The 22080-nt window shown below is 64.6% G+C and carries 25 protein-coding genes and 1 tRNA gene; 10 read left to right on the forward strand and 16 right to left on the reverse strand.

Features of this window, described 5'->3' with window-relative positions; translation table 11 throughout:
* Positions 1-112: 112 nt before the first annotated feature.
* Positions 113-988: a DMT family transporter gene (locus OC450_RS29955; protein ID WP_211386367.1), complete on the reverse strand. Its 876-nt coding sequence runs from the start codon at positions 986-988 to the stop codon at positions 113-115.
* A gap of 150 nt (positions 989-1138) precedes the next feature.
* Between OC450_RS29955 and OC450_RS29960 the strand changes: the two genes are divergently transcribed.
* Positions 1139-1537, forward strand: a complete 399-nt coding sequence (locus OC450_RS29960; protein ID WP_262049202.1) for a RidA family protein — start codon at positions 1139-1141, stop codon at positions 1535-1537.
* Positions 1538-1589: 52 nt separating this feature from the next.
* Here the strand turns inward: OC450_RS29960 and OC450_RS29965 are convergent, their stop codons facing one another.
* The 3 genes from OC450_RS29965 to OC450_RS29975 all read right to left on the reverse strand — a co-directional run bounded on the left by OC450_RS29965 (position 1590) and on the right by OC450_RS29975 (position 3221).
* On the reverse strand, positions 1590-2135 hold the full coding sequence (locus OC450_RS29965) for a hypothetical protein (protein WP_211386369.1): 546 nt from the start codon (positions 2133-2135) through the stop codon (positions 1590-1592).
* Positions 2080-2424 carry a hypothetical protein gene (locus OC450_RS29970; protein ID WP_211386370.1) on the reverse strand — a complete coding sequence of 115 codons (345 nt, stop codon included), beginning with the start codon at positions 2422-2424 and terminating at the stop codon, positions 2080-2082. Before OC450_RS29970 ends, OC450_RS29965 begins: the two co-directional genes overlap by 56 nt.
* 209 nt (positions 2425-2633) lie before the next feature.
* Positions 2634-3221: a formyltransferase family protein gene (locus OC450_RS29975; RefSeq protein ID WP_211386371.1), complete on the reverse strand. Its 588-nt coding sequence runs from the start codon at positions 3219-3221 to the stop codon at positions 2634-2636.
* 188 nt (positions 3222-3409) lie between these two features.
* On the opposite strand from OC450_RS29975, the gene OC450_RS29980 reads away from it, so the two are divergent.
* Positions 3410-3694, forward strand: a complete 285-nt coding sequence (locus OC450_RS29980) for a hypothetical protein (protein ID WP_211386372.1) — start codon at positions 3410-3412, stop codon at positions 3692-3694.
* Positions 3695-4032: 338 nt separating this feature from the next.
* On the forward strand, positions 4033-4269 hold the full coding sequence (locus tag OC450_RS29985; RefSeq protein ID WP_262049203.1) for a hypothetical protein: 237 nt from the start codon (positions 4033-4035) through the stop codon (positions 4267-4269).
* Between the two features lie 3 nt (positions 4270-4272).
* Here OC450_RS29985 and OC450_RS29990 read toward each other — a convergent pair whose 3' ends face one another.
* Positions 4273-4575 (reverse strand): hypothetical protein, encoded by a 303-nt coding sequence (locus OC450_RS29990; protein WP_027534614.1) that lies wholly within the window; start codon positions 4573-4575, stop codon positions 4273-4275.
* Between the two features lie 127 nt (positions 4576-4702).
* Positions 4703-4930, reverse strand: coding sequence for a hypothetical protein (locus tag OC450_RS29995; RefSeq protein WP_211386374.1), 228 nt, complete (start codon positions 4928-4930; stop codon positions 4703-4705).
* A 255-nt stretch (positions 4931-5185) separates the two neighbouring features.
* On the opposite strand from OC450_RS29995, the gene OC450_RS30000 reads away from it, so the two are divergent.
* The 3 genes from OC450_RS30000 (at position 5186) to OC450_RS30010 (ending at position 7875) form a co-directional block, all read left to right on the forward strand.
* Positions 5186-5905 (forward strand): outer membrane protein, encoded by a 720-nt coding sequence (locus OC450_RS30000; protein WP_262049204.1) that lies wholly within the window; start codon positions 5186-5188, stop codon positions 5903-5905.
* 379 nt (positions 5906-6284) lie between these two features.
* On the forward strand, positions 6285-7382 hold the full coding sequence (locus OC450_RS30005; RefSeq protein ID WP_211386376.1) for an AI-2E family transporter: 1098 nt from the start codon (positions 6285-6287) through the stop codon (positions 7380-7382).
* 97 nt (positions 7383-7479) lie between these two features.
* A complete protein-coding gene (locus OC450_RS30010) occupies positions 7480-7875 on the forward strand; it encodes an NUDIX hydrolase (RefSeq protein WP_211386377.1) in 396 nt (131 codons plus the stop codon).
* A gap of 10 nt (positions 7876-7885) precedes the next feature.
* Here OC450_RS30010 and OC450_RS30015 read toward each other — a convergent pair whose 3' ends face one another.
* From OC450_RS30015 to OC450_RS30030, 4 genes are all read right to left on the reverse strand, one after another.
* On the reverse strand, positions 7886-8179 hold the full coding sequence (locus OC450_RS30015) for a hypothetical protein (RefSeq protein ID WP_262049205.1): 294 nt from the start codon (positions 8177-8179) through the stop codon (positions 7886-7888).
* Positions 8180-8386: 207 nt separating this feature from the next.
* On the reverse strand, positions 8387-8611 hold the full coding sequence (locus tag OC450_RS30020; RefSeq protein WP_372703104.1) for a hypothetical protein: 225 nt from the start codon (positions 8609-8611) through the stop codon (positions 8387-8389).
* Between the two features lie 172 nt (positions 8612-8783).
* On the reverse strand, positions 8784-9026 hold the full coding sequence (locus OC450_RS30025) for a hypothetical protein (RefSeq protein ID WP_211386380.1): 243 nt from the start codon (positions 9024-9026) through the stop codon (positions 8784-8786).
* A gap of 379 nt (positions 9027-9405) precedes the next feature.
* Positions 9406-9576, reverse strand: coding sequence for a hypothetical protein (locus OC450_RS30030; RefSeq protein ID WP_211386381.1), 171 nt, complete (start codon positions 9574-9576; stop codon positions 9406-9408).
* Positions 9577-9849: 273 nt separating this feature from the next.
* On the opposite strand from OC450_RS30030, the gene OC450_RS30035 reads away from it, so the two are divergent.
* Complete coding sequence (locus tag OC450_RS30035; protein WP_262049206.1) at positions 9850-10515, forward strand: hypothetical protein; 666 nt, start codon at positions 9850-9852, stop codon at positions 10513-10515.
* Between the two features lie 131 nt (positions 10516-10646).
* Here the strand turns inward: OC450_RS30035 and OC450_RS30040 are convergent.
* The 3 genes from OC450_RS30040 to OC450_RS30050 form a co-directional block, all read right to left on the reverse strand.
* A tRNA-Lys gene (locus OC450_RS30040) sits at positions 10647-10722 on the reverse strand.
* Positions 10723-11017: 295 nt separating this feature from the next.
* Complete coding sequence (locus OC450_RS30045) at positions 11018-13687, reverse strand: glycosyltransferase (protein WP_262049207.1); 2670 nt, start codon at positions 13685-13687, stop codon at positions 11018-11020.
* 215 nt (positions 13688-13902) lie between these two features.
* On the reverse strand, positions 13903-14496 hold the full coding sequence (locus OC450_RS30050) for a beta-1-3, beta-1-6-glucan biosynthesis protein (RefSeq protein ID WP_211386499.1): 594 nt from the start codon (positions 14494-14496) through the stop codon (positions 13903-13905).
* Between the two features lie 330 nt (positions 14497-14826).
* Between OC450_RS30050 and OC450_RS30055 the strand changes: the two genes are divergently transcribed.
* On the forward strand, positions 14827-16386 hold the full coding sequence (locus tag OC450_RS30055) for a beta-(1-6) glucans synthase (RefSeq protein ID WP_262049208.1): 1560 nt from the start codon (positions 14827-14829) through the stop codon (positions 16384-16386).
* On the opposite strand, the gene OC450_RS30060 is transcribed toward OC450_RS30055, so the two are convergent.
* Positions 16346-16726, reverse strand: coding sequence for a hypothetical protein (locus tag OC450_RS30060; RefSeq protein ID WP_211386384.1), 381 nt, complete (start codon positions 16724-16726; stop codon positions 16346-16348). The genes OC450_RS30055 and OC450_RS30060 overlap by 41 nt on opposite strands.
* Positions 16727-16808: 82 nt before the next feature.
* Positions 16809-18224, reverse strand: coding sequence for a hypothetical protein (locus OC450_RS30065; RefSeq protein ID WP_211386385.1), 1416 nt, complete (start codon positions 18222-18224; stop codon positions 16809-16811).
* Between the two features lie 176 nt (positions 18225-18400).
* On the opposite strand from OC450_RS30065, the gene glmU reads away from it, so the two are divergent.
* Positions 18401-19756, forward strand: a complete 1356-nt coding sequence (gene glmU / locus OC450_RS30070) for a bifunctional UDP-N-acetylglucosamine diphosphorylase/glucosamine-1-phosphate N-acetyltransferase GlmU (protein ID WP_211386386.1) — start codon at positions 18401-18403, stop codon at positions 19754-19756.
* Between the two features lie 7 nt (positions 19757-19763).
* Here glmU and OC450_RS30075 read toward each other — a convergent pair whose 3' ends face one another.
* Positions 19764-19982 (reverse strand): hypothetical protein, encoded by a 219-nt coding sequence (locus OC450_RS30075; RefSeq protein ID WP_211386387.1) that lies wholly within the window; start codon positions 19980-19982, stop codon positions 19764-19766.
* A 220-nt stretch (positions 19983-20202) separates the two neighbouring features.
* On the opposite strand from OC450_RS30075, the gene glmS reads away from it, so the two are divergent.
* Complete coding sequence (glmS, locus tag OC450_RS30080; protein ID WP_262049209.1) at positions 20203-22029, forward strand: glutamine--fructose-6-phosphate transaminase (isomerizing); 1827 nt, start codon at positions 20203-20205, stop codon at positions 22027-22029.
* Positions 22030-22080 lie beyond the last annotated feature (51 nt).

A 22080-nucleotide genomic window follows, 5' to 3' on the forward strand; every position in this document is an offset into this window, starting at 1 on the left:
AACGACCGCAACCCGTTGCTTGGCGGCCGAGTGTTGCACGATGGAATGCTCCTCCAACGTGATCCAAATCACGCTCGACCACTTGTTTTGTCGCGCGAGGCCGCGCGCGGGTTCACTGCGCGCGTGCAGTAACCGGGCCGGCCGGCTTCAAATTCAGGAGGTTGCCGAACAGGATCAGCGCGGCGCCGAGCACGGTCCAGCCGTCGAGCCGTTCTGAATACAGCAGCCAGCCGGCTGTCGCGGTGAGAGGAACCCGCAGGAAGTCCATCGGAACCACCACCGTCGCGTCGGCATAACGCATCGCGCTGGCAAGGCAATAATGCGCGAACGTGCCGCAGACCGAGATCACCGCCACCCAACCCCAGACATAAGTCGGCGGCCAGGCCCAGACATAAAGCGCCGGCAGGAAGCCCGCGACCGACTGCACCACCAGCATCCAGAACAGGACCGCCAGCGCACTCTCGGTGCGGGTGAGCGATTTGACCAACGCCATGGACACGCCGAAGCCGACCGCCGCGCCGAGCGCGATCAACTGGCCCTGATTGATCTCGCCGGTCGCGGGCCTCACGATGACGATCACGCCGACGAGGCCGAGCACGATCGCAGCGATCTTCCACGATGTCATGCGCTCGGACAGGAAGCTGGCGGCGAGGATCGCGGTCCAGATCGGCATCGTGAACTCGATCGCCACCACCTGGCCGATCGGAATCAGCGTCAGCGCAAAGAACCAGCCGAGCTGCGAGACGTAGTGGATCAGGTTGCGCGCGATGTGCTGCGGCAGGCGACCCGTCCTGAGCGTCCCGAAGCCGCCGGCGCGCCGGATCATCGGATAGAGCATGCAGAGGCCGAGCAGCGAGCGCACTTCCATGACCTGGAAGACGTTCATCACGCGCACAGCCTCGCGCCCCGCGACCGCCATCACCAGTGTCAGCGACAGCCAGCCAGCCATCCACAATGCAGCCATCGATTTGGACGGAGGAGTGGTCATTGGCGCGGAATGCGGAAGGAAAGAGGGGCGTTGGAGGGGAGGCTGGTATCCGCGACATCAATTGGGTTTGCAACGGCCAAAACTGCGGATGCAGCGATGCGCCGGTGCGTGCTAAGGGAAGGTCAACGAGCGAAACGGGAGAAACAGCTCATGCACATCCTGCAGCCGGCCGAGTGGACGAAACCGCGCGGCTTTTCCCATGGCGTTGTGGTCGAAGGACCGGGCCGGTGGGTGGTGCTGGCCGGACAGACCGGCGGCGACGAGACCGGCAATTACGCGACTGACATGGCGGGGCAGGTGACAACCGCGCTGAAGCGGATCATCAAGCTGCTCGCCGAAGCCGGGGCCGGCCCGGAGCACATCGCCCGCCTGACCTGGTACCTGACCAGCCGCAGCGAATACGAGGCCGCCGGCGCCGGTATCGGCGCGGGCTGGAAGGAAACGCTGGGACGCAATTTCCCGCCCTCGACCTTGCTCTATATCGGCGGCCTCGTGGACGAGCGCGCCAAGGTCGAGATCGAGGTCACGGCATTCGTGCCGAACGCATAAAAAAATCGATCCGGCGGGGGCACCGGATCGATTGTCATGTGGCTGTAGCCGCTTAGCGCGACATCGAGATGTTGGCGCCGCGGAACTGGCTGTCCGCGCGCATCGTGACAGTTTGCTTGTTGCCGCTCGTCCTCAGCGCGATGTTGGCATTGAAGCCCGCAGCGGAGGCGACCACCTCGAAGCTCCCACCACCGCCGCGGCCCTGGAGCGAGCCGCTGATGTTCCGGCTGGCTTCAGACCAGCTACCGGTGATGGCGCTGCCCTCGGCCTTGACGTTGGCTCCGAGATTGAACTTGTAGGCGTCGCTGGCGCAGGTCAACGACATCTCCATGGTCGGTCCGATCGGAGCGTATTTGGCCCGGCAGCGAATCCGCTCGGTCGAGCCGTCATCCAGAGTGACGGTTCCCGAGCCGCTCCAGCTGCCCGCCATGGGAGCGAACGGGCCGGACTGAGCCTTGCTCTCGGAGCCGGCAATCCCGGCCACAAACAGAACGGCGACCGCGATCAGCAGCCGCCGGCTTAGGACGCTGGTCCCGAATTTCTTATTGGCGCGATGCTTCCCACCGCCCGCTGCACGGTATGCCTGCAGATGCTCCATTCCACTTCCCCGATCCGGCGTTGCCGCTGAGTTGACCGTTGGCATATGCACCATTGATCGAAACTTTCACAAGACCCCCGCTGCCGATGGTGCCGGAAACGTTAGCGCCGGGAGCGGTGATCTTGCCGTCGGCGACCGTCAGCAAGGAACTCGCGGTCGGCTCGCATGTGCCGCTCTTGGTGACGATGGTGACCTGCCAGTTGCCGTCGTAAGGGGTCTGGGCAAAAGCGGGAGCGGCGAAGGCAACAATTGAGGCGGCACAAAACGCCGCGATGCGGGCAAAACGCATGAATTCCGTCCTTGAATCTGTCTGATATGGTGACGCTTATTCGGGCGAAATGTGACGGAAATTTGTTGCAATGCCAAATTGAAAATTGTTCCTGTGGAAACAATGGTTTATTTGTGTTCCGGCCGCAATTTTCGAAGCAGAATCAAAGCGCCCTGACGTTAAGGGTAAACGTCAGGACGGAGACTCAGGACCGGGCTCAAGACAGGGGCTCAGGACAGGCTTGGCGCCGAGGTCGCGAACTGCTCGTCCTGAGCCTTGGACGGGAGCGCCTTGTGGACCTTGGCATAGTCGATCACGTCGGCCAGCAATTTGAGCCCGAGCGGAGCGAGCGCGCGCTCCCATAGCTCCCGCGCAGTCTCGCCCTTCTTGACGAAGCACCATTCCTGGGCGGCGATGGCGCCGGCATCCATGCGGTCGGCGAGGTGATAGATCGTGCCGCCGGCGATCGGATCGCCTTCCTTGATGGTCCATTCCACGGCGGCTTTGCCGCGGTGCCTCGGCAGCAGCGAGGGGTGATAACCGATCCCGCCCAGCTTCGCCGCGGCGAGCGCGTCCTTGCCGATCCGGGCGTGGCTGTGCGCAGTGACGATCAGATCGGTGTCGGGGGCGATCTCGGCCGCCACCACCAGCTTGGGGTTGGCCTGCACCACGACTTCGATGCCCGCCGCCTTGGCGGTCGCGGCAAGTCGATCCTCGGGGTCGGCTACCACGACGCGCACAATCGAGACGCCGTGCTCCCGGAGCATGTTCAGGGTGGTCACGCCGAAATGGCGGGAGCCGACGAGGGTAATGCGCATGGGTATCCGATCCGTCTCGCAACTGCGTCTTCACCCGATAACACGTCGGTACGTCCTGTCACCACCCGGGCGGCGTTTGCGCCGGTTATCAACAATGCGCCGGGCGCCGAGCACGGTGAATTCCGCGATTGCGGAGCTGGCCGATCCGGTGCTTCCATGCGCGCATGGCACCGGCTTGGAGCGGGCGGATGCGGAGCGCGTGGTTTTTCCTTGTGGCGACCCTGATCGCGGCAGCTCCCGCCCGTGCCGGCGGGCCGTACCCGGCGGTGCCGCCCGAGACCGGGGTGGCGCCCTTCATCGGCCCGACCTGGGAGGCTCATCGCTGCGCTGACGGGCCGGTGATCAATTTCTATCACGGCGCCTATTACGGCGAGGAGCCGCCGGCGCTCTATCGCGGCTACGCCTACAGGCCGTATTACCGCTACAGTGCCTATCGGAGGCTGCCGCGTAAGTATTTCTGCGTCACTGACTAGCGTTGCCGGGCTGCCACGGTCGGATGGCAATTGGGTGAATGCGCGGTTCCTGTGTTTCGTTTTTAACAGATCGATCCCTGGTTTGCGCTAGAACGTGCACCAACCGGGGCTGGCGACATTTCAATCCGCATCCGTTTTCGAACCCGGGTTTGGCCGCTGGCGTGATCGCCAGCGGCTTTTTCGTGCCCGGCGATCACGAAATCATCCGACGGTAACACGATCTCAACCTGCCTGGCGTATCGACGAATCCGTCGCGGATTAGTATTGCGTACCGCGACACCGAAATCGTCCCGCCGGCGTGGGTGCGCCGTGCGGGCTTTTTCGCCGGGACGGATTTCATGCCGAGCGCGATTGAGCAGATCGTCGACGTCTATGTCCGACTGAAGAACCGGCGCGGCCTCGATCAACTGATGATGCACCGGCAGCGGCTCGCGGTCGACCTGAAGAGCAGGTCAGGCTATGATTTCAGCCTGCCAATCGGCCAGATTGACGAGGAGATCGCGATCATCGAAGCCGGTCTCAGCCGGCTCAAGGCCGACGATGCCGACGCGAGCCGCACCGTCGGCTCAATTTGACGCTCAGTCGCGCCGGCCGCCGTCGATGACGGTGAACAACGGCCGCGCCGGGGTCGGCTCGACCAGCAATTCCTCCACCAGCGCGGTCGCCGCATCGACATATTTGCGCGTCGGCTTGTCGAGTTCGCGTTTTGCCTCGTCGTCGAGCGCAATCTTCGCAGCCTCGACCAGCTTGCGCATCCGCACCGCATGGTCGTCGCCCGCCGTCAGCGTCGCGCGGGCCAGCGAGCGCAGCACGAACAGCTCGCCCTCGAGGCGGAGCAGACGGTCGTTGAGCCTGGTGAGGACGGCGTTGAGGTCGGCCATGGCGGGTGTTCGCTGCGGAAGATCCATCCTGATCTAGCGGCGATCGGTGAACGGAATCCAAATGACATCAGCGCAATTGGGGCGATCCGCCGGTCAGGCTCGCGCGCCCGTACGATCCCGCCGAAGCCTACCATCCGACTCCGGCCCAGCGACGGCCGAACACGGGCGGCTTGGTCTTCACCGCTTCCCAGCCGAAGAAATGATGCTTGCCGGACCAGGTGTGCACCACGCCGCTGCAGATGCTGCATTTGAAGCTGCCGGAATGCGCTTCGGCATGCTCTTCCCTCGTCGCGGTGTAGTTCATGCTGCAACCGGTGCAGGTGAATTCTTCGATCGTCCAGATGCTGTTGGCCATTGCACAGACTGTTTTTTGGGGACCTTCATTCACGGTAGGAGCGGGCCTTTGCAACGGCGTAAACCGGCGCAGGGAAATCCGGTTAACGGGCGTTAGCCAAGCCTGCCTCCTCCGCGGACCATGCGGGAGCCGCGCCAGGGCGAGCGCCCGTCAGTCCAATTCGCGCCGCCGGTCGGTCCAAGCGCGCGCCTGATCCGGCCGCTAGATTTCACCTCGGTCGCCTCGGTCGGAAGGCGCATCATTGGGGGTGAAGTCATGGGAAAGAAACTTGTACTGACGGCTGCGCTGCTGTCGCTGGCAACGCCGGCATTCGCTGCGGATATCATCGCGCCCGTGCCGGTGAAGGCACAGGTGCCCGCGCCGATCTTCAGCTGGACCGGCTTCTACATCGGCGCGCATGGCGGCGGCGCCTGGAGCAAGTGGACCGGCATCGATCCGACCGATCCGGCTGCCGTCTGGAGCTCCGTCACGGCCAGCGGCGGCGTCGTCGGCGGCCAGTTCGGCGGCAATTACCAGATCAGCAATTTCGTGGTCGGCCTCGAAGGCACCGGCGCGTGGTCGAGCGTCACGCTGAACACAGGCGGGCCGTTCGGCGGCGGCGCCGGCTTCAACCTGTCGCTCAAGAACGACTACATCGCAACGGTTGCCGGGCGCTTCGGCGTCGCCTTCGACCGCGTGCTGCTCTACGCCAAGGGCGGCGCGGCCTTCACCCGCGACAGGTACAGCGCCGATAACGGCCTCGCCGGTGCTCTCGCCGGCTCCGCCTCGGGCAGCTTCAACCGCACCGGCTGGCTCGCCGGAGGCGGCGTCGAATGGATGTTCATGCCGAACTGGTCGGTGAAGGCCGAATACAATTACATGGGCTTCGGCACCATCACCGAGCAGCCGGTGACGACGGGCAATCTGGCGGCGACGCCGGCGAACGTGAAGCTGAACATCCAGACCGGAACGGTCGGCGTGAACTACCACTTCTAGCCACGCCGGCGCTGCCGCAAGATTAATCGCCGGTCCGGCTGCTCCGCATGTCCCGGTCGATGCACATCTGCACGCGCCTGATGGCGAGCAGCGACAGCCTGCCTTGCACACGCCCGGAGCGAACCCGCGCCCCGACCGCATAGGCATAGCACCAATAGCCAGGTGCGGCGTTTCGCGTCAGGGAAAAGTGGATGCCGCGGTGAATTCCCGCATGTGCGTCAGGCTCTTTGTGACGGCGCCCCATCGTCTAGCAATGCGGGATGGCCGATACGTTCCTGGCCGCCGGCTCGGGCGGGCCCTGTCGCCTTGACGCGGGAGGCACGGCTGGCAATAACGCTAGGCCCGCAAGCGCCGGCGCGTTCATGCCGCAAGGAAAGCTGTGCCCGTGAAAAGTCTCCGCCAGCTCCTGACCGGAGAGGACATCATCCAGCTCGTGATCCGGGTCGGCCTGCTCGGCCTTTTGATCATCTGGACCTTCCTGATCATCCGCCCGTTCGTGCCGATCCTGGCCTGGAGCGGCGTGCTCGCGGTGGCGTTCTACCCCGCTTTCAGCTGGGTCGCCAAAGTCCTCGGCGGCCGGCCCAAGACTGCTGCGGCGATCCTGACCCTGATCACGCTCGGCATCGTCATCGGCCCTGCGACCTGGCTCGGCATCAGCGCGGTGGATGGCGTGCGTGAGCTGGCGCGCCAGCTCGGCACCGGCGACCTCGCGCTCCAGTCGGCGCCGGAGCAGCTCAAATCGTGGCCGCTCGTCGGCCCGTGGCTCTATGACCTCTGGGAGCAGGCCTACAACAACATCCGCGCGGTGCTGCGCGAGGTCGCGCCCTATCTCCAGCCGCTGGCCGGACCACTGCTCTCGCTCGCGGGCGATGCCGGCGTCGGCACCCTCCAGTTCCTGGTCTCGGTGTTCGTCGCCGGCTTCTTGTTTCCGCACGGGCCGCGGCTGGTTGCGGCCGGCCGCGGCTTCCTGTTTCGCATCGTGCCCGAGCAGACCGAGCATTTCCTCGGGCTCGCGGGCGCGACCATCCGCGCCGTGGCGCAGGGCGTGATCGGCGTCGCGATCGTGCAGGCACTGCTCGCCGGCATCGGCTTCAAGCTCGCGGCCGTGCCGAGCGCAGGCCTGCTCGCCTTCATCGTGCTGCTGCTCTCGATCGTGCAGATCGGCGCCTTCCTGGTGCTGCTGCCGGTGATCATCTGGATATGGACCGCCAAGGACGTCACCACGGCGCTGCTGCTCACCGTGTTTCTCGTCCTCGTCGGCTTCCTCGACACCATGTTGAAGCCGCTCGTCATGGGGCGCGGCCTGACGACGCCGACCATCGTGATCTTCGTCGGCGTGATCGGGGGCACGCTCGCCCACGGCATCGTCGGCCTGTTCATCGGGCCGATCATCCTGTCGGTGGCATGGGAGATGATGATGGCCTGGATCAGGACGGAGGACCGGGCCGAGGCGGAGGCGCGGACGGGGGAGGGCTGAGCTGCCCGCGCGGGCTGTGATCAACGCCCCGGCCGAACTTGTCTATTCAGCTAGACAAGTTACGATAGGTTAGATTCTGTTCGAGCCTACGATTGTAATGGCGAAGTCTTCCAAGCTGGTTGCAGCGAAGCGCGGCAAGGTATTGTTGGTCAGACGCCGGTCGGACGGCCTGTGGATGTTCCCGGGCGGCCGCAAGCGTGCGCGCGAGTCCGACAAGGACTGCCTGCGGCGGGAGATCAAGGAAGAGCTGCCCAAGCTGAAGCTCGGCCGCATCAGCCTCTGGAAGGAGGTAACGGCCAGGAACAAGCGCTCCGGCCGCAAGATGAGCGACGCGATCTTCATCGCCAAGGGCGCCAAGGGAAGGCTCGCGATCGGAGACAAGAACGAGATCGACCGGGCTGCGTGGCAGAAGCCGCGCGGCATCCGCCTGACGCCGACCTCGCGCTACATCCGCGACCGCCTGTTTCCGAGGAAACCGCGTCGGCGCGGGTGAGCTGGAGCGTTTAGTCTTCGTCTGCGTCCTCTGCCGACGACTCCGTCCGTCCGTCGTATGATCGCGAGGCATTGCTGCGTGATTTGGGCGCGAACGCCATGGTCATTTCGGTCTCGCGCTGCTCCTTGCGAGCCTTGCGCGCGCGCTTCATCGCCGCCTTGACCTGAGGGTTCGGCGAATCCTCCGCGAAGAACAGCACCACCTCGCAGCTCGGACATTGCCTGGAGTAGCCGTCCTGCAACCGCCCGGCGCGGTCGCGGAATGCGGTCTTGCAGCGCTGGCACTGAATCTGGATGAAACTCATGCGCCGCCGAAAATGATTGATGGAAATGGAGTGTCAGGTGATCCCAAATGTCTGAAGAAAGCCTGAATGGTTCCGCCAATTCACCATCGGGTTCGCCGCGCCCGATGCGGATGCGCCGGAGCCGCTCGCAAAAGCCGCACGGTGAGGCGTCATCAGGCCGCCGCAACAGGCGACGGGATCAGCCCGTCAGAACCGCCCGATCGGTCGCTATTGCTTGGCCGCTATCGTGTCCAGGCAATGGTTGAGAAAGGCGGTGCGGTCCCTCGGCAGCACCTTCTCGAGATCGGCCTTCAGCGCGCATTCGCGCTGCTTGATCTGCTCGGCGCGCCGCTTCTCGGCCGCCTCGCGATATTCGGGAGCAACCTTGTTAGGATCGACGAGGGCTTGGGAGCGCGCGGGGGCTGTCACGGCGAGTGCAATGGCGACGACCATAATGAGCTGTTTCAAATGAGCCTCCGTAAAAAGGCTCATGCTAGCGCGAGCGCTGCGAGGGCTCAAACGCTAAGTGCGATGAGGCGACCGATGGCGCAATGCATCCGGGCCGCGTCGCTGTGGGCTTGGCGGAGCTGGAATCGGCGACTTGAAGTTGATCAAGCCAGGCCCGTCACTTCACGGCGTGGTCGATCTTGTGTCCCAGATGCCCGGTGTCGTGATCGCGGCGCAACTGGCTCAACGACGTCTCGTTCAGCTGAAGCAGGACCTCGTTGAGCTCAGTCGCATCCGGATAGCCGGCCGCAAAACCCTTGCCGTAGATCTTGCGCAACGTGCCGACCAGCGTGTTGCCATGCTTCTTGCCGATCGCGCCATCCTTGTCCCGATGGCGACCATCCAGGCCCGATCCCTTCATGTGCCTCTCCCTGTGCGGCGTCTTGAGCGCCTGAAGCGAACGTGCTCCCAAACGAGTTGATTGGCAACGATGCAGCGCGTTGCGTCGCACTCGCATCCCTCGGCCGTGAAACCGCGTCAGATCGGGGTGCGACGGTTGGCGTATCGTGGCTGTGGAAAGATCGGCGCAGGATTGTGAACCAGTTCACACGCGATCTCCGGGGCCGCCGCTATAAAGGCTCCATTGCTTTACCGATTGATATTTGAAAACGCCCCAGCGCTGCCACCAGGCGCTGGGGTTTTCATTTAGATCGCCGCAAAGCCCAGACTTCAACGCCCGGATTTCGCGAAGCGCGATCTGATCGGCGGGTGGTGGCTTCCGAATAGCGGAGGCGGGGCGGCTAGGCTGCTTGCTCCTCGAACGAGGTGTAGACCCGGCCATTTGGATCAACGATCTGAACGTCTCGGCACCCGTCCTCGACAAGCTCTCTTGCCTTCTTGAGGGCGGCCGCGAGTGACAGCCGCTTCAGGCTGACCGCGCCTGCCGTGTCGAAACCGCTGATTTCAAACATGCCGCTCCCTCCTGTTTTGGCGAATCCTACACCTTTTTGGGGCGTTGTCTGCGGCTTTGTCGCGCCTCGAAGCAGGCTGCCCGCATGACCAGTTCCAGCGCATGGACCCCGTAATCGGCCGGGGTGGCTGGAGACGCCGGGCGGCTACGTCGCTAAGGTGGAATTAATCCGAAATGTTCACAATTTTAGGCAGTTGTAGGTGGGTGCTGCGTAGAGGAGCCGTCGCTAGGACGTTCCGGCGTCGGCTTCCTTTTGCTCGCTCATTTGAGGTCAATGCACATGACCACGACACCGGAAGCGCAAGGCATCGTCGAACAATTCGACCCCGTAGCACTCGCACTCGCCGCCGCACCCGAAACTGCAGCGCCGGAAGCAGCAGTCCCGGTCGAGCGGTCCAGCCGGAAATCGGTCCTGGCACTGTCGGTGTGTGCCCTGGCCATCAACGGAGCGGCCGCCATCTACACATTGCCGTCTGATTTTGCGTCGCTGAATGTCGGAAGTCTGGCTGAACTGCTTCCGCGCCGGGAAGCTTCCGTGCCTAAACCGGATCCGGTTGTCGCTGCCTTGAAGGATATTCAGTCGGCCCAGCAGCAACACACGGCTTCGCTGCAGGAGAACAATTACTTAGCGCAGCAAAATGCAGCTGTTCGGCAGCAGGATACAATGGTGCTGCTGTCTCTGCGACAGAGCATTACGGACGAGCGGGTCGATGTGAGGAAGATCTCCTCGCAGCTGTCCACGCTCATCGCGAAGGTCGACTCGCTGCAAACTACAATGATGTCGGACGTCACGTCCTCCATCCGAAGAGCGCATGCTCGCTATGGACTGTCTGCGGCGATTCGCAAACGGATGGCGCGGCAGCCGAAAGCTATCGGGCCGGTTTCGGTCGGCGGAGCGCCGCTGAGTGTGCCGGTCGCGGCGTCGGCTCCGGAGAGTTGAGGACGCGTCGAGCAAATCGGCGGAGTTGGTTTCGACGAAATGGGCTTGGCCGAGTGACTTCAGTCACTCGCGGCGTGGTCGATCCCGCGCCAAATGCCCGGTGTCGTGATCGCGACGAAACCAAGGAATTTTGGTGAGCGCGCTGGGGCTCGAACCCAGGACCCCGTGATTAAAAGTCACGTGCTCTACCGGCTGAGCTACGCGCTCCCATGGCCGCTGATGGCATTCAAGATCGATCGCCATCGTCTTCGGACATTCGAGAAGCATGTCTTGCCGCTGCGCTGAAGCTCGCGTCGCGGGGAAAACCGGCTGTTTCCGGATCATGCTCTCGGCCCGCGCTGTGTAGGGGGATGGGGCGCTGAGGTCAATAGCAGCGGTTGCTGCCGAAGTTCGCAGCAGGAGCGGGGATTTGCTCGCGGTATCCGCCGCTTAGGCCGGAATTTTCAACTCGATTGGCGGCCCGCTGTCCACGCCGAACGGCACCGATGGCTTGCCTGCGCCGTCAATTCGTCTCCCGCCGCACCTCGCTCGGCACGGGCTGCGGCGTGCCTGCGGGGGTCGGCAGCGCGACGGGGCGCAGGCCGATCAGCTCGGCGGTGCGGATCGCGCTGTCGCGCCAGAACTGGAACGAGTTGATGCGGCTGAGTTCGAGGATGGCGATGGCGACCGCCGCCAGGAACGGCAGGCTCTGCAGCACCAGCACGCCGGCGAAGATGTAGATCTCGGTGATCTGCCTGAAGCTGTTGGAGGCAACAAGGACGCCGGCGCCGATCAGGAGCAGGGCGCCGATCACGGCCTCCCAGAACGCCTGGAACTCGATCGACATCCTGGACAGGCCACCCTTGGAGGTGCGCGCGAACGCGATGTGCTCGGTGATGAGACCCTGCGCGACCGCGCGCGACACCGTCCACTGCACGCTCATCGCCGCGATCATGGCGCCCAGCATCTGGCCCGGCTTGATCGCGACGCGCGCGCGGTACATCGACAGGAAGTGCGCGAGCGAGACGATGAAGGCGCCGATGATCGGCAGCGTCAGGATCTTGTCGGGGATGGCGATGTCGGCGAAGGCGACGATCGGCACCCAGACGAGGTTGAGCAGCGCCACGACCACGCCGAGGCTTTCGGCGCCCAGCCAGTTCAGCCAGCCGAGGCCGTATTCACGCTTCTGGTCGGGCGTCAGCCGGCTGCGGCCGGGCAGGAAGTGGCGCCAGTGCTTCTTCACGATCTGGAGGCCGCCATAGGCCCAGCGGTGACGCTGCTTCTTGAACGCCTCGTAGGTGTCGGGGAGCAGGCCCTGGCCGTAGCGGTGGTTGGTGTAATGGGTGGTCCAGCCGAGCTCCTGGATCGCAAGGCCAAGATCACTGTCCTCGCAGATCGTGTCGCTCGACCAACCGCCGGCCATGTCCATCGCGGCGCGGCGGATCAGGCACATTGTGCCGTGCACGATGATGGCGTTGGTCTCGTTGCGCTGGACCATGCCGATGTCGAAGAAGCCGGCATATTCGCCGTTCATGATGTAGTGCATGATCGACAGATCGCCGTCGCGATGCTCCTGCGGTGCCTGCACGAGGCCGACGCGCGGATCGGCGAACGCCGGCACGAGGTCCTTCAGCCAGTCGGGTTCGACGACGTAGTCGGCATCGAGGATACCGATGATCTCGGCATCGACGGCGGTGCGGTCCATCGCGATGCGAAGTGCCCCGGCCTTGAAGCCTTGCACCTTCTCGGCATTGATGAACTTGAAGCGTTCGCCGAGCGTGCGGCAATGGTCCTGAATCGGCTGCCAGAAGGCGGGGTCCGGCGTGTTGTTGATGATCACGACGCATTCGTAGTTCGGATAGTTCAGCCGCGACAGCGCATCGAGCGTCTGCTTGAGCATCTCGACCGGCTCGAAATAAGCGGGGATGTGGATCGAGACTTTCGGAAAGTAGTTCTCGGGCACGTTCTCGACCGGCTTGTCCTTGCTGAGCAGCCGCTGGGGCGGCCGGCCGAACGCGACCGCGGCGATCTCGTCGATGCGCGCCATCGCGATGAGGACGAGGGGAACAAGCAGGATCATGCCGAGCGTCAGCGCGAAGGCCGAGCCGAAGATGAAATAGTGTCCGTTCCAGAACGCGAACACGGTGGCGGCCCAGGCGCCGACGCCGTTGGCGGTGGCCGACAGCAGGAACGCCTGCTTCGCCGTCGGCTGCTGCAGCCGCAGAATCGGCAGCGACAGCAGGATTCCGACCAGCAGGGCGATCGTCATCAGCTTCCAGTAGTCGGGATTCTCCACCGGCCCGGTCCAGGCGAATTTCGGCTCGCGGCTGGCGTTGAGGATGCCCCAGTACGGACCGACGCCGCCCTCGAAATATTTCCAGGGCTGATCGATGGCTTCGACGATGTTGTATTCCATGCCGATGGCGTCGGCGCGGCTGACGAAATTCCGCAAGGTCAGTGCCTGCTGGAACGGACCCGGGTCGGCATTGCGCAGATTGTAGCCCGCGCTCGGCCAGCCGAACTCGGCGATCACGATGCGCTTGCCGGGGAACAGGTTGCGCAACAAATTGTAGCGATCGACGGCCTGATCGACCGCCTGGTCCGAGCGGAAGTTTTCCCAGTAGGGCAGCACGTGGGCGGCGATGAAATCGACGTTGGAGCCGAGGTCGGGATTGTCGCGCCAGATGTTCCAGATCTCGCCGGTCGTGACGGGCACGCGGACCGCGCCCTTGACCTTCTTGATCATGTCGATGAGGTCTTCGACCTTCTGCTCGCCGCGGTAGATCACTTCGTTGCCGACGACGACGCCGTTGACGTTGCTGTTCTTGCGGGCGAGCTCGATCGCGGCCTTGATTTCGCGCTCGTTGCGGTCCTTGTCCTTGTCGATCCAGGCGCCGACGGTGACCTTGAGCCCGAACTCGGCTGCGATCGGCGGCACCAGTTCCACGCCGCCCGTGGACGAATAGAGGCGGATCGCGCGCGTCATGGTCGACAGCGTCTTCAGGTCGGCGCGGATTTTCTCTACCGTCGGGATGTTGTCGATGTCGGGGTGAGCCGAGCCCTCGAACGGCGCGTAGGAGACGCTGGGCAGCAGGCCCTTGAAGTCCGGTGCGGGTTCCTTGTCGCGCAAGACTCCCCACAGGCCGGCGTGGAGCACGGACACAAGCAACAGGACGGCGGCGACAACGCGCATCGCGGCTAAACCAAAAGGGGCTGAGGTGGCAGGGAAGCGGATCCGACCCCGAGATCCGACCAAGTCCGCGGCAAATGGAGCATATCTCTGCTGCGCGGTTTCACAACTGTCATGCCCTCATGACCTTATGAGGGCATGGCCAGTTTCGGAATGTGCGGCAGTGCCAACCGCCCTTATCGCCGATCGTTCCTGAACGCAGGCTGAAACGATCGCGGCTATTTCGGGGGCGCCGGCGACGGGCTTGCCGCAGGCGAGGGGGTCGCGGCCGGCTGCGGGGCTTGCGAGTTGCCGGTGGTCGGCGCGGCCGGCTGAGATGCCGCGGCGGCCGCCTGCTGTGGCTGGGAGGCCGGGTTGATCCAGCAAGCGTGCACGCGGCTGTCCAGGGTCTCGGCGACCTTGGGATCGATCTGGCCGCCGAACCGGGTCAGGCAGCGGAAGGCGGCCTGGATGTGGCCGCCGGGGCAGCCGAAGCGGTCGTAGAGATCGAGATGGCGGAATGCGGTATCGAGGTCATCCCGCCACATCAGCCGCACCACGCGCCGGCCGAGCCATACGCATTCGGGATTGCCGGCCGGGCCGTTGATGACCTGGGCCGCTTCGGCGAACTCATCGGTGCGGCGCTGGTTCAGTGCGGCATCCTTGGCGGCGTCGGCGGGCTGGGCCGCTGCCTTGCTCTGGTCCGGGGCGGGCGTGCCGCTCTGGGCGGAGGTGGCGTTAACGCCGACCAGGACGAGAAGGGAAGAAACGGCCAAGGTGGCGGCGAACCGCCGCAGGACCGCATTTCGTAACTCGAACACCCGTTGCCGCATGAATTCCCCAATAGATCCGCTGACCGTCCGCATCCCGACCTCGCGGACGCGCCGGTGATGGCGTCCAAATGGGTCCCCAATGCGGCGGAAAAGTCCTCGGGAGTCCATGACCTGTATTTGGAATTTTGTCCAGCAAAGTCACGATCCTAGCTCCCGGTCGAACGGCCGCGGCCAAATTCCTTTGGGGGAGGAGCGGATCCGCACCCGGGCACCCCCCTTGGCAGACGGCTTGCAAGCAGGTAATCGACGGACCCTTCGCGGAGGACGGAACCGATTTCTCTTCGTACGCCACTGGCGCTTCTGCTCGTTTCGCTGGGTGCGATTGCTGCCGTGTGGTGGTGGTTGGCGACGCCGATCACACTCGCGCGCGCTCCGATCGATCCTGCCGAGAAGGTCCAATGCGTCTCCTATGCACCGTTCCGCGGCGAACAGTCGCCGCTGGACGCGTGGACTCATATCGACGCGGACCAGATCGAGCAGGACCTGCGCCAGCTCAAGGAAATCACCGACTGCGTCCGCACTTATTCGATGGAGAACGGGCTCGACCAGGTGCCGGCGATCGCCGCCAAGGTCGGCGGGCTGAAGGTGCTCCAGGGCATCTGGCTCTCCAGCAACCGCTCCAAGAATTTTGAGCAGGCCGCGCTCGCGGTTCGCCTCACCAAGGAATTCCCTTCCATCATCACGGCGGTCATCGTCGGCAACGAGGTGCTGCTCCGCGGAGAGATGACGACGGCCGACCTCGTCTCCATCATCCACTTGGTGAAGACGCAGGTCAGCGTGCCCGTCACCTATGCCGACGTCTGGGAGTACTGGCTGAAGAACCGCGAGGTCTATGACGCCGTCGACTTCGTCACGATCCACATCCTGCCCTATTGGGAGGATTTCCCGATTAAAGCAAAATTCGCCGCCGCCCATGTCGAGGCAATCCGCGAGCGCATGGCGGTGGCGTTTCCGGGCAAGGAGATCCTGATCGGCGAAACCGGTTGGCCGAGCGAAGGCCGCATGCGCGATGGCGCGCTGCCGTCGCGCACCAATCAGGCGCGCGTCGTGTCGGAAATCCTGGGCCTGGCGAAAGCGCAGAAATTCCGCGTCAATCTGATCGAGTCATACGACCAGCCGTGGAAGCGCAAGCTGGAAGGCACCGTCGGCGGCTATTGGGGCCTCTACGACTCGGTGCGCCGAAGCCTGAAATATCCGCCGGGCGAGCCGATCAGCAATTTCCCGTACTGGAAATGGTACATGGGCGTCGGCATGGGCCTCTGCGTCCTGGTGTTCGCGGTCGCCGGCCTGACGTTGCGGCGCAGGCCCTGGACGCCGCGCTTCTCGGCCTGGCTCGGGGTCGGCATCTCGGCGACCTCGGCGGGAATCCTGCTCGGGATCGGCGCCGACAAGATGTATTATGAGAGCTACGGCATCGGCGGCTGGCTGTTGTGGGGCATGCTGCTCGCGGCCGGCATACTGTCGCCGATCTTCTGCGCGCAGGCGATGGTGATCGGCCGCAGTCTTCCGACCTTTCTCGATCTGCTGGGCCCGCGCGAGGGCCGGAAATGGTCGAAGCTCACCGCCGTGCTGGGTCTCACGCTGGCGGTGACGGCGGTGATTGCGGCGCAGACCGCGCTCGGCTTCGTGTTCGATCCACGCTACAAGGATTTCCCTTACGCCGCGCTGACGATGGCGGTGGTGCCGTTCGCGCTGCTGATGCTGAACCGGCCGCAGATCGGCCAGCGTCCGATCGCGGAGTCGGTGTTCGCGGGTGTGCTGGCGCTGTCGGCCGCGTATGTGCTCTTCAACGAGGGGCGCGACAACTGGCAGTCGCTGTGGACCTGCGCGATCTATCTGTTGTTCGCGCTCACGCTGTGGCGGGCGCGGGCCGAGCAAATCCAAGAATGAACAGGCCGATCGCCAGGCCAGACAGCACGACATTGTAGAGCACGATGCCGAGGCCGGCGGCGATGATGCCGACGGTGAGCAGCACGATCGACGGCCGCATCAGGTTCAGCGCCGCAACCACCAGCGCGACGATCCCGAACACCGAGTTCTTGAACAGCACGGTCGCGACCGAGCGCGCCTTGCAGATCAGTGTCTGCAGCCCGGCGTCGCAGGCGAGCCCGACGGTCGAGAACTCGATGCCGAGATAGCGCAAGTAGAGCGCATAGCCGACGGATGCGAAGCCGACGACGATCAGGAACTGCACCTGGTAGGGCGTGAGGCGGAAGGGCTTTTTTGTCATGGCGGCAATATGGTCGGGAAGGCGCGGAGGGGCAACAGGGCGGGTGGAAGTTTCTCGCGGGCCTGCGTGAGAAACTTCGACCCTACCGCCTGAAGAACGACGACAGCGTCGAGCCCGCCGACGCCGTCTCCGGCTTGGCCGGCGCGGCCGGTTGCGCCGCAGGTGCGGGCGCGGGCTCCTCGCGCTTTGACGAACGCTTTGAGGAGTAGCTGCGGCGGCGCTTGTCCGGCTTGGCGGTGGGGGCGGGCGCAGGTGCAGTCTCGGCTTGCGGCGCTGCGTCCGGATTCTTATCGGCGTTCTTCTCCTGAACCCGGTCCTGGGACTTTTCTTGTCCCTTCTCCTGAGCCTTGTCCTGACCTTTCTCCTGGCCGCCGCGCATCGACAGGCGCTGGCCGTCGAACACAGTGGTCTCGCAGTGGCGGCTGTTCTCCGCGAGACCTGCGCAGAGCTTTGCAGCGGCAGCCGCATTGATCAGGGGGCCGGCACCGAGACGAAGCTGCATGCCGAGGCCGGTATTGCCTTCCTTGATCATGATGATCGGCCGCAGCGCCGCAACTTCCGGATTGGATTTGGTCAGGCCGCGCCAGAGTGCGCGCAGGCCGTCGATCGAGTGGGCGCCGCCGAGATCGATCGCAAAGCGCGTCTGCTGAACCGGGATCGCTGGAGTCTCGCTTTCGGTTGCCTCCGGCGGCTTGGCTGATGCGGCTGCGACTTCGGTCGGAGCGGGCGCCGGCTCGGGCTTCGTCTCGGCGGCCTTCTCGGTTGGCTTCTCAGTTGCCTCGGGCTGGACCAGTTTCGACGCAGCCGGATCGGGCGGCGCCATGATCGACTTGGAGGGCACCAGCGGAAGCATCGGCAGTGCCGACGTCGTCAGCGGCGCCTGCTGCACGAGCGAGGCCGCGGCCGCGCTCTGAGGCGGGGGGATCAGCTGCTCCTTCGCGGCGTCCTTCGGAGCGTCCTTTGGAGCGTCCTTGGCGAGTTCAGCACGCGGCTTGTCGTTGGCCAGGGCGGGCGTCGAGGCGACCGGCGCGACGCTGGGGGCCGTTGGCCCGATCAAGGCCGGCGTATCCTGCGACTTGGCTGCGGACGCCGGCGGCGGTGTTGCGGCGCTCTGCTTGGCGATGGCGCCGGTGACGGAATCGAGCCCTTGCTCCAGCACGGTGACGCGCGAATACAGCCGGTCGCGATCGGTGTTCAGCGTCTCGATGGCGGAGGCGAGGCGGCGGGCCTCGTTCTGGCTCTCCTTGGTCAGCAGCTGGAGCCGGTCGGACTGGCGGGCGAGATCGGCGGACGCAACCTGGTCGCGCCGCCAGCCGAGCTGGGCCTGGTTGGCCGTCACGGCAAGCACGACCGCACCGACAGCCGCCACGCCCCATGAGCCCAGCCGCCACATCATGCGGCGATCGAACGAACTCTCCTCGGCCAAAAGTCCGGAGAACAGCCCGCCGGTCTGCTTGGTCCCGAAGGCGTCCGCCAGTGGGTCGGAATCCTTTGCCATGAACGTTAAGTGCCCAGCCCCTGTCCGGCTTCCCCGAATCAATCAGGGAACATTAGCAGTAAAACTGCGTCGCACTTGAACTCCGGGCGTTTGCGGGGGTAGCAAGGCGGGCAGCTCATGAGGGCGGTCGCCGCCCGCCGGCACCATTTGATTCGGCCGTATCTGACAGGATTTTGATGACCGCCCGTTCCAGCCTCACGATCGTGCTCGCCGCCGGGGAAGGCACGCGCATGCGATCGAGCCTGCCGAAAGTGCTGCATCCCGTCGCACAGCAGAGCCTGCTCGCCCACGTGCTCGCCGCCGCCCCCAAGGGAACCGGCACCGCGCTCGCCGTCGTGATCGGCCCCGATCATCAGGCGGTCGCGGACGAAGCAAAGCGCATCCGTCCCGACGCGCTCACCTTCGTGCAGGCCGAACGGCTCGGCACCGCGCATGCGGTGCTGGCGGCGCGTGATGCCATTGCGCGGGGCGTGGACGACCTGCTGATTGCATTCGGCGATACGCCGCTGATCTCGGCCGAGACCTTTGCGCGCCTGCGCGCGCCGCTCGCCAAAGGCGCTGCGATTGCCGCGCTCGGTTTTCGCGCCGCCGATCCCACCGGCTATGGCCGCTTCATCGTCGAGGGCGACCGCCTGGTCGCGATCCGCGAGCAGGCCGATGCGAGCTCCGAAGAGCGCAAGATCGATCTCTGCAATGCCGGCGTGATGGCGATCGATGGGCGCCGCGCGCTCGAGATCCTCGGGCAAATCGGCAATGCGAATTCCAAGGGCGAATATTATCTGACCGACGCGGTCGGCATTATCAGCGACAAGGGATGGGATGCCGTGGTGATCGAAACCAGCGAGGACGAAGTGCGCGGCATCAACACCAAGGCGCAGCTCGCCGAGGCCGAAAGCGTCATGCAGGCGCGGCTGCGCAGGTCTGCGATGGAGGCCGGCGTGACGCTGATCGCGCCCGAGACCGTCTATCTGTGCGCCGACACCGTGTTCGGCAAGGACGTCACGATCGAGCCGTTCGTGGTGATCGGCCCCGGCGTCTCGATCGGCGACGGCACGGTGGTCCATTCCTTCTCGCACATCGTCGAGACGTCGCTCGGCAAGAAGGTCTCGATCGGCCCCTATGCGCGGCTGCGGCCCGGCACCTCGCTCGGCGACGGCGCGCGGATCGGCAATTTCGTGGAGACCAAGGCGGCGACGCTGGAGGCCGGGGTCAAGGTCAACCATCTCTCCTACATCGGGGACGCCACTGTCGGCGCCAATTCCAACATCGGCGCCGGCACCATCACCTGCAACTATGACGGCTTCAAGAAGCACAAGACGATCATCGGGCAGGGCGCCTTCGTCGGCACCAACTCCTCGCTGGTCGCGCCGGTGAAAATCGGCAACGGCGCCTATATCGGTTCGGGCTCGGTGATCACCCGCGACGTGCCCGACGATGCGATGGCGCTGGAGCGGAGCCCGCAGACCATCAGGGAAGGCGGCGCGGCGCGCTATCGCGAGATGAAGACAGGCGGCAAGAAGACCGGGAAATAGGCTTGCGCTATTCGTCGTCGGCGAATTCGGAGAAGATGGCGCGCGTCAGGCGCCAGCCGCGGGGCTTGGCGCGCTTGGCCGGTTCGCCTTCCGCATGCTTGACGAAGACGGGCTTGCTTTCCTTGCCGCGGTGGGGCGGCGGCCAATGCGCCAGATGCGTGCCCGAGGTCTCGCTGGCGCGCATGGACATCGGTGACAGACCTTTGCGGTCGGACGAGCTCTTCATGGCCTTGCTCTCCTGACCCGGAATCGTTGGCCAAACCTGTTGACAACAAGTTAACGCGCGCGATTTAAGGCCGGCCAGTTCGACGCAGGCGAAGTCGCGTGCGTGCCGGTGCTGTCTCAATCAGCAATAATTATTGAGTATCTGGTTCCTTAGGAACTTCGCTAAAAGCCGAGCGCGTCGTTTAGGCGATTTTTCGACGATTTGGGGGATATTGATCCGCATGTGCGGGATTGTCGGCATTCTCGGGCGCGAACCGGTTGCAGAGCAATTGGTGGATTCGCTCAAACGTCTTGAATATCGCGGCTACGATTCCGCGGGCGTCGCCACGCTCGAAGGCAACCACCTGGAGCGCCGCCGCGCCGAGGGCAAGCTGAAGAATCTGGAGAAGCGGCTCGAAGCGGAGCCTCTGAAGGGCACGATCGGCATTGGCCATACCCGCTGGGCGACCCATGGCAAGCCGACCGTGAACAACGCCCATCCGCACGCGACCGAGCGCGTCGCCGTGGTCCACAACGGCATCATCGAAAATTTCCGCGAGCTGCGCGAGGAGCTCGAGAAGAAGGGCGCGGTGTTCCACACCGAGACCGACACCGAGATCGTGCTGCATCTGGTCGACGATCTCTTGACCCGCGGCAACAAGCCGGTCGAGGCGGTGAAGCTGGCGCTGGCGCGGCTGCGCGGCGCCTTCGCGCTCGGCTTCATCTTCGCAGGCGATAACGACCTCATGATCGGGGCCCGCAACGGCCCGCCGCTCGCGATCGGCTATGGCGACGGCGAGATGTATCTCGGCTCCGACGCCATCGCGCTCGGCCCGTTCACCGACACGATCAGCTATCTCGAGGACGGCGATTGGGTCGTTCTGACCCGCAAGAGCGCTGATATCTTCGACAAGGACGGCAAGGCCGTCCAGCGCGACAAGATCAAGCACGCCGCCTCGACCTCGCTGGTCGACAAGGCCAATTACCGCCACTTCATGGCGAAGGAGATCCACGAGCAGCCGGAAGTGGTCGGCCACACGCTGGCGCGCTATGTCGACATGGCGACCGAGCGCGTCTCGCTGCCGGTCAAGCTGCCGTTCGACTTCAAGGACATCCAGCGCATTAACATCACGGCCTGCGGCACCGCGAGCTATGCCGGCTTCGTCGCAAAATACTGGTTCGAGCGCTTTGCGCGCGTGCCGGTCGAGGTCGATGTCGCCTCCGAATTCCGTTACCGCGAGGCGCCGCTGCGCAAGGGCGACCTTGCCATCTTCATCTCGCAATCGGGCGAGACCGCCGATACGCTGGCGGCATTGCGTTATGCCAAGGCCGAGGGCGTGCACACGGTGGCCGTCGTCAACGTGCCGACCTCGACGATCGCGCGCGAGAGCGAGACCGTCCTCCAGACGCTCGCCGGACCCGAGATCGGCGTCGCCTCGACCAAGGCCTTCACCTGCCAGCTCATGGTGCTGGCGAACCTTGCAATCGCGGCCGGCAAGGCCCGGGGTGAGTTGTCCGACGAGGACGAGACCAAGCTGGTCCACGGTCTTGTCGAGATTCCGCGTTTGATGGCGGATGCGCTCACCACCGAGGTCCAGATCGAAAAGCTCGCGCACAGGATCGCCAAATCCAGCGACGTGCTCTATCTCGGCCGCGGCACCAGCTTCCCGCTGGCGCTCGAAGGCGCGCTGAAGCTGAAGGAAATCTCCTATATCCACGCCGAAGGCTATGCCGCCGGCGAGCTCAAGCACGGCCCGATCGCACTGATCGACGAGACCATGCCGGTCGTCGTCATCGCGCCCTACGACCGCGTATTCGAGAAGACCGTCTCCAACATGCAGGAGGTCGCGGCCCGCGGCGGCAAGATCATCCTGATGACCGACGCCAAGGGCGCGGCGGAGGCGACCGTCGAGTCCCTCGTCACCATCGTCATGCCTGACATGGCGGCGGCGTTCACGCCGATGGTCTATGCCGTTCCCGTGCAGCTGCTCGCCTATCACACGGCCGTCGTCATGGGCACCGACGTCGACCAGCCACGCAACCTCGCAAAATCGGTGACCGTGGAATAGGCAGAGGGGATATCGGCCGGTTCGCTTCGTGGTCTTCCAAAACCTGCTACA

The organism is Bradyrhizobium sp. Bra78, from assembly GCF_024519855.1.
Taxonomy (GTDB): Bacteria; Pseudomonadota; Alphaproteobacteria; order Rhizobiales; family Xanthobacteraceae; genus Bradyrhizobium; species Bradyrhizobium japonicum_G.

Excerpts from the sequence above, each read along its gene's own strand:
- OC450_RS29955 (WP_211386367.1), bottom strand. The coding sequence starts at position 988 with ATGACCACTCCTCCGTCCAAATCGATGGCTGCATTGTGGATGGCTGGC.
- OC450_RS29960 (WP_262049202.1), top strand. The coding sequence starts at position 1,139 with ATGCACATCCTGCAGCCGGCCGAGTGGACGAAACCGCGCGGCTTTTCC.
- OC450_RS29965 (WP_211386369.1), bottom strand. The coding sequence starts at position 2,135 with ATGGAGCATCTGCAGGCATACCGTGCAGCGGGCGGTGGGAAGCATCGC.
- OC450_RS29970 (WP_211386370.1), bottom strand. The coding sequence starts at position 2,424 with ATGCGTTTTGCCCGCATCGCGGCGTTTTGTGCCGCCTCAATTGTTGCC.
- OC450_RS29975 (WP_211386371.1), bottom strand. The coding sequence starts at position 3,221 with ATGCGCATTACCCTCGTCGGCTCCCGCCATTTCGGCGTGACCACCCTG.
- OC450_RS29980 (WP_211386372.1), top strand. The coding sequence starts at position 3,410 with ATGCGGAGCGCGTGGTTTTTCCTTGTGGCGACCCTGATCGCGGCAGCT.
- OC450_RS29985 (WP_262049203.1), top strand. The coding sequence starts at position 4,033 with ATGCCGAGCGCGATTGAGCAGATCGTCGACGTCTATGTCCGACTGAAG.
- OC450_RS29990 (WP_027534614.1), bottom strand. The coding sequence starts at position 4,575 with ATGGCCGACCTCAACGCCGTCCTCACCAGGCTCAACGACCGTCTGCTC.
- OC450_RS29995 (WP_211386374.1), bottom strand. The coding sequence starts at position 4,930 with ATGGCCAACAGCATCTGGACGATCGAAGAATTCACCTGCACCGGTTGC.
- OC450_RS30000 (WP_262049204.1), top strand. The coding sequence starts at position 5,186 with ATGGGAAAGAAACTTGTACTGACGGCTGCGCTGCTGTCGCTGGCAACG.
- OC450_RS30010 (WP_211386377.1), top strand. The coding sequence starts at position 7,480 with ATGGCGAAGTCTTCCAAGCTGGTTGCAGCGAAGCGCGGCAAGGTATTG.
- OC450_RS30015 (WP_262049205.1), bottom strand. The coding sequence starts at position 8,179 with ATGAGTTTCATCCAGATTCAGTGCCAGCGCTGCAAGACCGCATTCCGC.
- OC450_RS30020 (WP_372703104.1), bottom strand. The coding sequence starts at position 8,611 with ATGGTCGTCGCCATTGCACTCGCCGTGACAGCCCCCGCGCGCTCCCAA.
- OC450_RS30025 (WP_211386380.1), bottom strand. The coding sequence starts at position 9,026 with ATGAAGGGATCGGGCCTGGATGGTCGCCATCGGGACAAGGATGGCGCG.
- OC450_RS30030 (WP_211386381.1), bottom strand. The coding sequence starts at position 9,576 with ATGTTTGAAATCAGCGGTTTCGACACGGCAGGCGCGGTCAGCCTGAAG.
- OC450_RS30035 (WP_262049206.1), top strand. The coding sequence starts at position 9,850 with ATGCACATGACCACGACACCGGAAGCGCAAGGCATCGTCGAACAATTC.
- OC450_RS30045 (WP_262049207.1), bottom strand. The coding sequence starts at position 13,687 with ATGCGCGTTGTCGCCGCCGTCCTGTTGCTTGTGTCCGTGCTCCACGCC.
- OC450_RS30050 (WP_211386499.1), bottom strand. The coding sequence starts at position 14,496 with ATGCGGCAACGGGTGTTCGAGTTACGAAATGCGGTCCTGCGGCGGTTC.
- OC450_RS30060 (WP_211386384.1), bottom strand. The coding sequence starts at position 16,726 with ATGACAAAAAAGCCCTTCCGCCTCACGCCCTACCAGGTGCAGTTCCTG.
- OC450_RS30065 (WP_211386385.1), bottom strand. The coding sequence starts at position 18,224 with ATGGCAAAGGATTCCGACCCACTGGCGGACGCCTTCGGGACCAAGCAG.
- glmU (WP_211386386.1), top strand. The coding sequence starts at position 18,401 with ATGACCGCCCGTTCCAGCCTCACGATCGTGCTCGCCGCCGGGGAAGGC.
- OC450_RS30075 (WP_211386387.1), bottom strand. The coding sequence starts at position 19,982 with ATGAAGAGCTCGTCCGACCGCAAAGGTCTGTCACCGATGTCCATGCGC.
- glmS (WP_262049209.1), top strand. The coding sequence starts at position 20,203 with ATGTGCGGGATTGTCGGCATTCTCGGGCGCGAACCGGTTGCAGAGCAA.